The 12,596-nt window shown below is 57.6% G+C and carries 9 protein-coding genes; 6 read left to right on the top strand and 3 right to left on the bottom strand.

Annotation, left to right across the window (positions count from 1 at the left end; genetic code table 11):
• Positions 1-38 precede the first annotated feature (38 nt).
• On the top strand, positions 39-1,253 hold the full coding sequence (locus ORG26_RS02905; RefSeq protein WP_266367021.1) for an ROK family transcriptional regulator: 1,215 nt from the start codon (positions 39-41) through the stop codon (positions 1,251-1,253).
• A 150-nt stretch (positions 1,254-1,403) separates the two neighbouring features.
• Entirely contained in the window at positions 1,404-2,474 is a 1,071-nt protein-coding gene (locus ORG26_RS02900; RefSeq protein WP_266367020.1) for a M42 family metallopeptidase, read from the top strand.
• A 95-nt stretch (positions 2,475-2,569) separates the two neighbouring features.
• Here ORG26_RS02900 and ORG26_RS02895 read toward each other — a convergent pair whose 3' ends face one another.
• The 3 genes from ORG26_RS02895 to ORG26_RS02885 all read right to left on the bottom strand — a co-directional run bounded on the left by ORG26_RS02895 (position 2,570) and on the right by ORG26_RS02885 (position 5,570).
• Positions 2,570-3,022, bottom strand: coding sequence for a hypothetical protein (locus ORG26_RS02895; protein WP_266367019.1), 453 nt, complete (start codon positions 3,020-3,022; stop codon positions 2,570-2,572).
• Between the two features lie 107 nt (positions 3,023-3,129).
• Positions 3,130-3,525, bottom strand: a complete 396-nt coding sequence (locus ORG26_RS02890; protein ID WP_266367018.1) for a hypothetical protein — start codon at positions 3,523-3,525, stop codon at positions 3,130-3,132.
• A 140-nt stretch (positions 3,526-3,665) separates the two neighbouring features.
• Positions 3,666-5,570, bottom strand: a complete 1,905-nt coding sequence (locus tag ORG26_RS02885) for a glycoside hydrolase family 2 protein (RefSeq protein WP_266367017.1) — start codon at positions 5,568-5,570, stop codon at positions 3,666-3,668.
• 247 nt (positions 5,571-5,817) lie between these two features.
• On the opposite strand from ORG26_RS02885, the gene ORG26_RS02880 reads away from it, so the two are divergent.
• The 4 genes from ORG26_RS02880 to ORG26_RS02865 all read left to right on the top strand — a co-directional run bounded on the left by ORG26_RS02880 (position 5,818) and on the right by ORG26_RS02865 (position 12,502).
• The gene (locus ORG26_RS02880; protein WP_266367016.1) at positions 5,818-6,189 is read left to right on the top strand and encodes a hypothetical protein; all 372 of its coding nucleotides are present in this window, start codon (positions 5,818-5,820) and stop codon (positions 6,187-6,189) included.
• Positions 6,190-6,426: 237 nt separating this feature from the next.
• The gene (locus ORG26_RS02875; protein ID WP_266367015.1) at positions 6,427-8,949 is read left to right on the top strand and encodes a YbcC family protein; all 2,523 of its coding nucleotides are present in this window, start codon (positions 6,427-6,429) and stop codon (positions 8,947-8,949) included.
• 9 nt (positions 8,950-8,958) lie between these two features.
• The gene (locus ORG26_RS02870; RefSeq protein ID WP_266367014.1) at positions 8,959-10,836 is read left to right on the top strand and encodes a proton-conducting transporter transmembrane domain-containing protein; all 1,878 of its coding nucleotides are present in this window, start codon (positions 8,959-8,961) and stop codon (positions 10,834-10,836) included.
• A gap of 34 nt (positions 10,837-10,870) precedes the next feature.
• Positions 10,871-12,502, top strand: coding sequence for a SulP family inorganic anion transporter (locus tag ORG26_RS02865; RefSeq protein WP_266367013.1), 1,632 nt, complete (start codon positions 10,871-10,873; stop codon positions 12,500-12,502).
• The last annotated feature ends 94 nt before the right edge of the window (positions 12,503-12,596 follow it).

The following is a 12,596-nucleotide window of genomic DNA, read 5'->3' as shown; positions in this document are numbered from 1 at the left end:
AGTCTATTTTCTACCTTTGCGGGAATCTGAATACTTCCATGGAGACAGAAATTGCCATACGCGAGTCGGTTGTTGACATCAAGAAGAGTCGGCTGCGGAAAAAGATCATTCGGGAACTCTACGACACCGGCAACTGCACCATCGCGCACCTGGCCCGGCTGGTTCACGCCAGCGTGCCGTCGGTGACGGCGCTGATCGATGAATTGATTGTGGAAAAGTGGCTGCTTGAACTCGGAACCGGCGAAGCCCAGTTTGGCCGGAAACCCGTGCTGTACGGACTCAATCCTTATCGCCACCTGACGCTGGTGCTCGACATCAGCACCCACGATACCCAACTGGTGATCTTCAACCTGGGGAACCAGATCGTCGCGCAGCAGGAAACGGGCCTTCCGCTGGAAGATGCCTCCGCTTATGTGGACAACCTGTTTTCGCTGATCGACTCGTTTCTGCTTAAATCCAAAGTGAGCCGGTCCGACCTGCTCGGCGTGGGCGTTTCGCTTCCGGGGCTGATCAATCCGGCCACGGGCATGAATTACACCTACCAGCACCTGAACGATGCCGACCACTCGTTCGGCGAACGGATTCAGGGCCACCTCCAGAACCCGGTTTTTCTCATCAACGATACCAAGGCTACGGTGCTGGGCGAACAGCGTTTCGGGCTGGCGCAGGGCAAGAATTTCGTGCTTTCCATCAACATCGACTGGGGCGTCGGGCTGGGCATTCTGCTGAACGGCGAGGTCTTCAGCGGCGCGTCCGGTTTTGCGGGCGAACTGGGGCACATCCAGGTCCGGCGCGATGGCGCACCCTGCCACTGCGGCAAAAAAGGCTGCCTCGATACGGTGGCTTCGGCCTCGGCGCTGGTGAAGCGGGTCCGGACGGATCTGCTCAACGGGCAGGAAACGGAACTGGCCCAGTACCGGAACGAACTCGAACGGGTGGATGTCGAGAAGGTCATCGAAGCCGCCAAACAGGGCGATACGTATTCAATCGACATGCTGGAAGACATCAGCCAGGAACTGGGCCGGGGGCTGGCGATGGCCGTCCAGCTTTTCAATCCCGAAATGATCATCGTGGACGGTGTGCTGGCCAAGGCCGGGGCGTTTATCACCAACCCGCTCGAACAGGCCATCCGCACGTTCTGCCTGAGCGATTTTAACCGCAATCTGACTATCGAAGTCTCCCAACTGGGCGGTCTGGCCAAGCTCTACGGAGCGCAGGTATGCATTGTGGAGCAGGTTCTGGAAAATCAATGAAAAGTTTAGAGTTTATAGTTTAAAGTTTAGGGTTTAGCGTTCAGAGTTGCTCGTTTATTGCCGTTTGGCAGACAACTATAAACCTTAAACCATAAACCCTAAACTTTAAACTTTTTTCCCATATTCGCAGATTACCTGCATTTAAGCCGTATGAACGAGCAAAGCAAAGCGTTTTTATACCAATACCTCAATAACGCCTCTCCGACGGGCTTTGAGTCGTCGGGGCAGCAGATTTGGCTGGATTACCTCAAGCCTTACATCGATGAGTATATCGTCGATACCTACGGTACGGCGGTCGGCGTCGTCGGACCCGGAAAAGACTACAAGGTTGTTATCGAAGCGCACTCCGACGAAATTTCCTGGTTTGTCAATTACATCGACGACAACGGCTATATCTACGTGCGCCGGAACGGCGGTTCGGATGCGGTCATTGCGCCCTCGATGCGGGTCAATCTGCACACCAAGAAAGGAACCGTGCAGGGCGTGTTCGGCTGGCCGGCCATCCACGTGCGCGACCTGTCGAAGGATACCGCTCCGAAAGTGACGGACCTGTTTATCGACGTGGGGGCCGCCACCAAGCAGGAGGTGCTGGAAATGGGCATTCATGTGGGCACCGTCGCGACGTTCTCGGACGGGCTTTTCGAGATGAACAGCCGCTACTACGTCGGTCGGGCGCTCGATAACCGGATGGGCGGCTACATGATCGCCGAAGTGGCCCGGCAGTTGAAGGAAAACAACATCGAACTGCCGTTTACGCTGTACATCGTCAACTCGGTGCAGGAGGAAATCGGGCTGCGCGGGGCCGAGATGATCGCCCGGCGGCTGCGCCCGGACCTGGCCATCTGTACGGACGTGACGCACGACACCCAGTCGCCCAAATACGACAAGAAGGAGCAGGGCGACCTCAAAGCGGGCGGCGGGCCGGTGCTGTGCTACGGTCCGGCGGTGCAGAACAACGTGCTGGACTTCATCATCGGCGTGGCCGAACAAAAGGAAATTCCGTTCCAGCGCCAGGCCGTCAGCCGCTCGACGGGCACCGATACGGATTCATTCGCCTACGCGACCGAAGGCATCGCCTCCGCCCTGATTTCCCTGCCGCTCAAATACATGCACACCACGGTCGAAACCGTCCACATGGACGATGTCCAGTCCGTCATCCGCCTCATGTACGAAACCCTGCTGGCACTGAAGGGAAACGAAGACTTTCGATATATTAAATGATTGAATGTTGAATGACTGAATGATTGAATAGCTTCGCAAATTCTTACCCTGCGAAGCTATTCAATCATTCAGTCATTCGATCATTCAGCATTCAATCATTTCGACGCCAGTATCAGCGCGAGGATCAGGTTTGTGCCCAGTCCGATGCCCCAGTTTGTCCAGACTTTGCGGGATTTGATTTTTTTGGCCTGGCGGTTGTAGCCCATGCGGTAATCGGCGTGTTCGTAGGTGGTGCTGTTGGGGTAGCCGAGGCTCATTTCCCGGGGCGGCGTAGTCGAGCAGGCGATGGCCGGAATCAGGCCCGCCAGCGGCGAAATCAGGCTGGCAATCAGGGTGCCGGTGCCCGCTCCCTTGTAGCCCGTGTAATACTGGTCGGCATCCCGCGTTCCCCGGTAATACTCGACGGCATAATCGGTTTTCCGGACAACGGGTGCTGCATTTTCCCGGTCAACCACCACCGTGGTATCCCGTTTCACGGAAGCGGCTTCTGCACTGCTATTCCGAACCGCTACTTCCTGAGAAAAGGCGAACGTTGAGTACAGGCTCAAAATCAATACGGTAAATAAACGCATGTTTATATTAAAGCTGAGTGTTCGCGTTTACTTACAGGAAAAACCGTGCCGATTTTGAGCGTTTCTAAAAGTTTACAGACGAATTACCGGACGAGTGCCCCGCGCAGCGAAACCCGCCGGAAGGTAGCCAGACAATCCCTCAGATAGAAGAGCCAGGTGCCCTGCGAACTGACCACACTTTCGGGCAGACTCCGGTGCCGGACGGGCGTTTCGGTGAGCTGAACGACCTCCGGGGTTTTCTGCGATTTTTCGAAAAGCAATTCTTCGATAATGTCCCCGTACGTCAGTTCGGCCACGTCGCGGCGGGAAACAAAGTACGTCGGGCCCGCCATGTCGTCGAAGCGTTTGAATTTTACTTCGTGGCGGTTGACGGATAGAACCTGGGCGGTGACTTTTTCGCCGTCCTTGAGACGAATCACGTCCTGACCGAAAGCCAGCGTGGAACCCAGACAAAAGAGCAGAGTAACAAAGTGTTTCATACGCGTTACGGTGTAAGTGCTTCAATTCCAAAGCTAAAATTGTGCTAAACTTTCGGGGAAATCAAGATTAAGGCCGCTATCGCCTATAATTTTAATAGACAATAGCGGCCTTGTGTACCGTTTGTGATTCGTCGGTGACTTTAACTCAGCCCTCTGACGGTCTGAACCCGGTCCGGGGTTTCCTTGTCGCTCTGCCCGTTGGTTGCCGGGGCGGATTTATGGGAGCGGAGCAGCCCTTCGGGAACGGTCAGCTCGCCGGTATGAAAGTCGATAATCCCGTTGCGTTCGTCCTCGATGTTGGTCGCCTGGGTGTAGACGTCTCCGGCGATGGCCCGGTCGCGGAGTTCCTGTTTGAAGAGGCGGATGCGCTCGGTGCGCGCCTCCGAATCATTGGGTCCGCCGTAATCGGCAAAGCCGAACCCGCCCCATTCGCTGACCACCAGCGGCACCTGGCCCCGATAGAAAAACGGGTCGCCCACCACCAGCGGATTCACGGCCACGCCGTTCATCTGCCCGGCCACGAGGCGGTCGAGCAGTTCGCGCCAGTGGGTCGGGTCGGGGGTGTAGAGGTGCGCCGTCAGCAGGTCCGATTTCAGGCGGCCTTCGCACGAAACGTGGTGCCAGCCGTCGTTGTCCACCACCAGAAACTGCGGGTGGTGAATCTGCAGGTAATGATACATTTCGACGATGTACTTCCGGGTGTCGGCATTGGTCGCAATGTCCTGCGCGCCCCAGTCTTCGTTGTACAGGCTCCAGATCACCACCGACGGGTGCGATTCGATCAGGTTCAGCATCCGGAGCAGCTCGGCCCGGTGGTTTTCGCGGCTGCGGTGCGTGGAACTGTGCGGGCTTGGCACTTCGACCCAGACCAGCAGCCCGATCTCGTCGGCCAGGTTCAGGATGCGCGGGTCCACCCCGGCGATGTGCACCCGGACGAGGTTACAGCCCAGCCGCTTGATGGCGTACATATGCCGCCGCATTTCCTCGTAGGAGGCCGTTCCGGGCTGGTACAGAATTCCGTCGAGGTACACGGCCTGGTCGTTGAGGTAGAAATACCGGCCGCGCGTTTCTACCTGCCGGAGACCAAACAGGGTTTCAATCGTTGACGGATAGCCTTCGGGATCGATGAGCTGGGCAACCAGCCGGTACAGCTGCGGGTGGTCGGGCGACCAGAGGTTGGCGTTGGGCAGTTCGAGCACCACCCGTTGTTTGCGCTGCCCGGCTTCGAGGGTAATGTCGTATTCGGAGGAGGCCAGCGGCGGTCCGTTGCGTTTGTCCCGTTCGAAAACCTGCAGCACCAGTTTGTACGCCCCGGGGTCGTGAATCCGGAAGGTGAGGTTGAAGCGGATGAGGTCGTCTTCGGTTTCGTTCATAATGCCGACCCGCGAGCGCAGGCGGTTGCGTTCGACCGTTTCGACCCAGACGCTCCGGACCGCTCCGGTATACGTCTGGTACCAGATGCCGCCCCGTTTGTAGACGTGCGATTCCTGCTTGCCGCGCGGAATTTCGGCGTCCATCGTATCCGAAATCCGGACCGTAAGGCGGTTGATGGGCCGCAGATGCTCTTCGAGCAGTTCGTAGGAAAACGAGGTGTATTCGCCCAGGTGCACTTCGTCGCCTTCGATGGTCAGCAGCGGGTGGCCGTTGAGCCAGACCCGGGTTTCGTAGCCGCAGGCCCCAAACGTGAGCTGGAACATGGAGCGGTTGCGGGGTTCGCCGCGTTTGGGCAGCACAAAGTCGCGTTCGTACCAGGCAATGACCTTGTCCTGCCACGGAGTAGGCTGTTTCTGTTCCTTGGCATTGGCCATGTGGGATTCGATGGAGCCGGGCCACTGCGCGGAGTAGGGGTAGTTATGGGCGACATACCAGTTTTCGCTCACGCCGCGGTCGTCGGGGTCCAGGTCAAATCGCCAGTCGCCGTCCAGCAGCAGGTGCTCGTTGGGCCGCAGCACGGCGCGGGGCAGCGGATTTTCAAGATCATGGGCAAGGGCGCGGTTTTCTTCCCGGCAGGTACTACTGTTATAATTCAGATGCTGAGGTTTCATTCTGAACGTTTGTTTGGGCCCGTTAGGGCGGTTGTGGATATCAAACTATAAACGAGTACACATGCAGGGTGGTTTGGGAAAACAGTTTGGTGGCGCCGGAGTTATGCTGTTTCAAAAGTGAGTTGCAGAATAATCAGGACGTTTTTTTCTTTCCGAAGAATTTTTCGGGGACCTAAAAGTTTAAGTGGGATTTAATTGCTCCGATAAAGATTAAAAGTACATTTGTGCTACGTAAGACACGTTCTGAATGAATAAGCGGATCAAACAGGCCAGTTTCGGGAGTTTGTTTGTGCTGATGTGGTTGATGCTTTTCTCAACCGCAACAGGGCAGGCCTCTTCGCTTCTGCACACCAAGTCCGCCATTCAGAAAAACACCCCCGTTCAGAAAGGTCCTTCTTTTGTTTTAGAACTGAAAGAAAACCTGGAAGAAGAATCGGAGGATTCGGTTTCCGACCGCAGCCTTGCGCAGAGCGTTTTGCGCCTATTCTCGCTGCTGCTGCCGGCAGAGGTAGCCGCCCAATGGCTCCAGGTGGATCACCGCAGTAAAGGCGCTCCGGACGTTGGCCTCTTCATTCTTTATTGCTCCCTGCGCATTCCATCTTCCCAGTTGATCGGCTGATTCGGTTCCGTACGGATCGAGCCCTCATCCCTTCAGCCCGTTTCTCCGGCTGAACCCATGCTGATTATTGCCCATTCCCATCGTCGCTGATTCCTCCCGCTGTCGGGCAGAAACAGGTTTGATCCTCCGATTTTTGCCGGTTTGATCCCTGTCATTCTGTGCCCTGTCCGGGCGGGAGTAAGCTACCGGGCCGTGTTCACGATCAGTCATTGTTCCAGACTATCTAACCAAAATCTTATGATTCAGGAACATCATAAAACGGCTCAAACGGCTAAAAAAACGGCCTTTGACGAGCACGAAGTGCTGCATGCGCTAAAGCACTACCTGCCGTCCCAGGCTCCCCTCAAAGACTTTGTTCACCACAATACCCTGCACGCGTTTCAGCACCTGAAGTTCCACGAGGGACTCCGGACGGCCTCGACCATCTTTGGTTACTCCGTCTATCTGTCGCTGAACGAGTTCCGGGAACGCTACCGGGCCGGCACGATCAGTCCGGCTATTCTCGACAAAATAATCATTGAGAAGAAAGGTAAAGCCCGTCTTCAGCACTGGAAGACCAAACTGCTCGATACCGAGTTCGCTCCGGCCCCGGAAGCGCGGATTGGCCGCCTGCGGGGACTCTGGAAGAAAGCCTACAAGGTCAATCCCGACAAGGAAGTACACGCCCTGCTGTTCCGGCTCATCGGCAGCTACCTCGACCAGGGCATTTCGATCTGGAAATTTCCGGCGACGGGCAAAGGCTTTCTGGGTTCCATCCGGGATCTAGAGCGCAACAGCTTCGTGAGCCTGTTCCGGACGCGCCGGGCCCGGACGCTGCTGCTGGAAACGGCCTGTCACCTGCCCGACCTGCTGGCTTTGCTCGTGGGTGACCCCCAACGCTACAGCCAGTACCTGTTCGACCAGCAGTTTGCTCATCCCGGCTGGTCGGGCATGGTGGCGGTGCTGGAAGACAATCCCCAGACGCTGCTCGACCGGCGCAAGGTATCACTTCGGGATTTTATCGCGCTGGAACTGCTGATGGAAATTGACGCGCTGGACCGCCGCAACGGGGAAAACTGGCTGCCGCTGGCCCAGTGCGTACTGCCCGAGTCCATCGACATTCTGGCTCCGGTTCAGGAGCAGGAAGTTTTTGAGGTGTACGCGCTCTGGCAGGAAGCCTTTGAATGGACGTATTACGACCAGGTGCTGCGCGGACTGCAACTGGGCCGAAAAAGCCCCGCCGCGCCCGCGACGCCGAGCTTTCAGGCCCTGTTCTGCATCGACGACCGCGAATGTTCGTTCCGCCGCTACGTGGAGCAGTTCGATCCCGAATGCCGCACCTTCGGAACGCCGGGTTTTTTCGGAACGGAATTTTATTTCCAGCCCGAGCACGGCAAGTTCTACACCAAAGTCTGCCCGGCTCCGGTGACACCGGGCTACCTCATCCGGGAGTCCGAAGCCGATCTGCGCCACCGGAAAGATGCCCACTTTGCGAGGCACCCGCACGGCCTGCTGAGCGGCTGGGCCCTGTCGCAGACGATGGGTTTCTGGTCGGCCATCAAGCTGGCCATCAGTATCTTCAAGCCGACCGAAACCCCGGCAATGGTGTCGTCTTTCCGGCATATGGACCGGAAGGGAAAGCTGGCAATCGAGGCGACGCAAACGGCCGAGAAAATAGACGATCTCCAGCTCGGCTTCACCGTCGAAGAGATGGCCAACCGCCTGGAAGGACTGCTCAAGAGCATTGGGCTGGTCGACAACTTTGCCCCGCTGGTCTACATCGTGGGGCATGGCGCGTCGAGCGTCAACAACACGCACTACGCCGGTTACGACTGCGGGGCGTGCAGCGGCCGGTCGGGTTCGGTCAACGCGCGGGTGGCGGCCTTTATGGGCAATCATCCCGGCGTTCGGGAGGTGCTGAAAGGGCGCGGCCTGTTCATTCCGGAAAGCACCCGCTTCGTCGGTGCCCTGCACGACACGACCCGCGACGAAATGGAGTACTACGACGAGGAGACGCTGCCGGACGGGCATAAAAAGCGGCACGGGCAGCACATGGCTACGTTTGAAAAGGCGCTGAGCGACAACGCCAAAGAGCGTTCGCGGCGGTTTCTGCTGATCGATACGAAAGAGGAAGCCGACAAAATCCACGAGCAGGTGAAGCTGCGGGCGCTGTCCCTCTTCGAGCCGCGTCCGGAGTGGAACCACGCCACCAACGCGCTCTGCATCGTGGGGCGGCGGGAGTCCAACCAGCACCTGTTCCTCGACCGGCGCTCGTTCCTCAATTCCTACGATTACCGCGTCGATCCGGAAGGCAGATACCTGCTCGGGATTCTGCGGGCGGCGGCTCCGGTTTGCGGCGGCATCAACCTGGAGTATTATTTCTCGCGGGTGGACAACTACCGGCTCGGAGCGGGCACCAAGCTGCCGCATAACGTCATGGGCCTCATCGGCGTGGCCAACGGCATGGACGGCGACCTGCGCCCCGGCCTGCCGCGGCAGATGATCAACATCCACGATCCGGTGCGGCTGATGCTGATCGTGGAGCATTTTCCGGAGGTGGTTCTGAAAACTATTCAGGAGCAGGCCGCTACCTACGAATGGTTCATCCACGAATGGGTGCATCTGGCCGTCGTACATCCCGAAACGAAAGACATTTACCACTTCCGCGACGGCTCTTTCCGGCAGATCCATCCGCTGACGACCGAACTGCCGAAAATCGACGCCGTGGAATCCCTCATCGAATCAACCGAAGAGAACCTGCCGGTTTTCTTAGTCGCCTGAGCACGCTTTATGGAACCGAATTATGTCATCGCCAGCTTTGTGCTGATTCCCTTTCTGGGTTTTCTGCTCACGCTGCTCGTTAATCGTACAAACGAAAACCTCATTTCCCGGCTGGCCCTGCTGACGGTCGGGCTGCAGTTTGGCACGGCCCTGGGTTTTTTGGGCTTCTGGATTGCGAAAGGAATGCCGGTGTACAACATCCGGGAAATCGCCCTGTACCAGACGGCCGGGTACGAATTTGTCATCGATTTTTATTTCGATGCCGTCACGGCCGTTTACCTGTTTGCCGGCGCATTCGTCACCCTGCTGATTACGCGCTACAGCCGGTACTACATGCACCTCGAAGAAGGCTACAAGCGGTTTTTTGCGACCATTCTGTTCTTCTATCTGGGTTACAATTTTACCGTTCTGGCGGGCAATTTCGAATCGCTGTTCATCGGCTGGGAAATGCTCGGCGTGTCGTCCTTCCTGCTGATCGGCTTTTACCGGGAACGGTACCTGCCCGTGCGGAACGCGGTGAAGGTGTTTTCGATCTACCGCATCGGCGACGTGGGCATTCTGCTCGCCATGTGGGCCAGCCATCACCTGTGGCACGAGAACATCACTTTCCTGAAACTGCATAATTACGAGCTGGTGCACGAACACCTGATGGGCCATAGCGGCGTTGGGGTGTTCATTGCAATCTGCCTTCTGATTGCGGCGGCGGCCAAATCGGCCCAGTTGCCGTTTTCGTCCTGGCTGCCCCGGGCTATGGAAGGCCCGACGCCGTCGAGTGCTATCTTCTACGGCTCGCTGTCGGTGCACTTCGGCGTCTTTCTGTTACTGCGGACGCATCCGTTCTGGGAACAGCAGTGGGTGGCGCGGGTGCTGATCGGTCTGGTGGGGCTGGCCACGGCGCTGATCGCCTTCCCGATTGCGCGGGTGCAGTCTACCGTAAAAACGCAGATTGCCTACGCCTCGATGGCCCAGATTGGCCTCATGTTCATGGAAGTGGCGATGGGCTGGGACACCCTGGCGCTGGTTCACTTCATGGGAAATGCCTTCCTGCGGACCTACCAGTTGCTGGTGTCGCCCTCGGTGGTCAGCTACCTCATCCGGGACCAGTTTTACCACTTCGAACCGCGGACGCATACCGTTGAAGATACGTGGCCGAAAAAGCTGGAATACTCGCTGTACATCCTTTCGCTGAAAGAATGGAACCTCGACCGCCTGATGAACCGCCTGATTTTTTCGCCCTTCAAGAAAATCGGCCACCGGCTGGACTTTCTGACGCCGCGCAACGTGCTGTTCGTGGTGCTGCCGCTGTACGCGGTGGGGCTGCTGGCGCTGCTTCAGGACGGACTGGTGCCCCCGGCCATCCGGCCGTTTCTGCCCGTTTCGTTCTCGTTTCTGGGTCTGGTGATGGTTTTCAAGGCTTTTTCGGAGCGGAAATACCCGGAACTGGGCTGGCTGCTGGTCATCATGAACCACCTCTGGATTGCGCTGGCGGTCTCGTTCAACGAGCAGTACGACCGGACCCAGACGTTCTTGTACCTCAGTGGCGTAGCCTTCGCCGGACTGGTCGGGTACGCCTGTCTGCGCCGCCTGAAACGGGCCGAGCCGCTGCACTTTGACCTGAATCAGTACTACGGCCATGTGTACGAGTACCGGGGCCTGTCGCTGCTGTTTCTGCTGGCCTGTCTGGGCGTGATGGGCTTTCCGATTACGGGGACGTTCATTGGCGAAGACCTGATTTTCAGCCATATCCACGAGAATCAGTTTGTGCTGGCGTTCTTCAACGCGCTGAGCTTTATCCTGGGCGGTATTGCCCTCATTCGTATCTATTCCCGGCTGTTTCTGGGGCCGCACGTGAAAACCTATCACGAAACGCCCCTGCGTTCGGCCTGAATCTTCATCTCTCACCCAACTTTTTGTAAAGTTTATGACAACACAAACCAAACCGTCAGCGCCCGCAACCGGGCTGGCGGGTCTGAAACAAAACTGGCCAACGGAATTACTGTCGGGTTTTCTCGTTTCGCTGATCGCGCTCCCGCTTTGTCTGGGTATTGCCGGGGCCAGTAATTTCCCGCCCATTATGGGAGTGCTGACGGCCATCGTCGGCGGGGTCGTCGTGGCCTTTTTTGCCGGTTCCGAGCCGACCATCAAAGGTCCGGCGGCGGGGCTGATCGTGATTGTGGCCGGGGCCGTGGACGAGCTTGGCAGGGGCAACATGGATCTGGGCTGGAAGCTGACCCTGGGCGTTATTGTGGTCGCCGGAGTGCTGCAAATCGGGCTGGGACTGCTGAAAGTGGCTAAACTGGCCGACTTCTTCCCGCTGGCGGCCGTCCACGGCATGCTGGCCGCCATTGGGCTGATCATCATGTCCAAGCAGCTGCACCTGGCCGTGGGCATTGCCCCGTCGGAGCTGAAAGGCAAGGAGCCGCTGGAACTGATGGAAATGGTGCCGCACAGCCTGTTGCACATGGAATGGCACGTGGCCCTGATCGGGTTCGTGAGCCTGGTCATTCTGTTCGGCATGCCGACGATCAAAAATAAGACGGTGAAGAAGATTCCGCCCGCGCTGGTGGTGCTGGTCGTTTCGATTCTGATGGGTCTGGGCCTGCACCTGACCGAAATCCATGATTACGACAAGATCAAGCCGCTGGTCAATCCGGGCGAGTTCCGGCTGAACCTGAATGCCGTTTTCGACGGAGTCAGCGGCGATCTGCTGCCGATTTTCCTGAAATACCTGGCTATGTTTACCCTGATCGGTTCGCTGGAATCGCTGCTGACGGGAAAAGCCATCGACCTGCTCGACCCCGAAAAACGGAAGTCGAACCTGAGCAAAGACCTCACGGCGGTGGGCATCGGGAACGTGGTGTCGGGGCTGCTGGGCGGCCTGCCGATGATTTCGGAGGTTGCCCGTTCGTCGGCCAACCTGACCAACGGTGGGCGGACCCGCTGGGCCAACTTCTTCCACGGCCTTTTTCTGCTGCTGTTTGTAGTGCTGCTGGTGCCGGTGATCAAACTGGTGCCCGTGGCGGCGCTGGCGGCCATGCTGATTTCGGTCGGCTATCGCCTGGCGAACCCGAAGGAGTTCCGGCACATGTACCACATTGGCAAAGAGCAGTTGATCGTTTTTGTGGCAACCATTCTTGTGACACTGGCCACGGACCTCCTGATCGGTATTGCGGCGGGTATTCTGGTGAAACTGCTGATTGAACTGGCCCTCGGCCTGCCGGCTAAATACATGTTCCGTCCGGACATGCAGCTGGAGAATAAAGGCGATCAGTACCGTCTCACCGTGCGCGGCGCGGCGGTTTTCACGAATTATCTGGCGATCAAAAAGCAGCTGGACGCGATTCCGGTTGGGAAGAAAGTGACCGTTGATCTGGAGCATGCCCGTTACGTGGACCATACGGTGATGGATAATCTCCATAACTACGAAATGGACTACAAGCGCAGCGGCGGCGAGTTCGGCGTCATCAACATCAAGAAGCACCGCCCGCTGTCGGCCCACCCGCTGGCGGCGCGCCGCAAAAAAGACCTGGAACCGCAGCGCGCCCAGGCATAATTGGCTGGAGTGGAAGAGAACCCTGGCAGCGGTCGCAGACCCTGCCAGGGTTTTTCATAAAAAGGATTGTCTCTGGAGGAAAACGGTAAACCCT

Source organism: Tellurirhabdus rosea, from assembly GCF_026278345.1.
Lineage (GTDB): Bacteria > Bacteroidota > Bacteroidia > Cytophagales > Spirosomataceae > Tellurirhabdus > Tellurirhabdus rosea.
The sequence above is the reverse complement of the archived record's forward strand: the minus strand, read 5'-3'. Positions and strand labels throughout refer to the sequence as shown.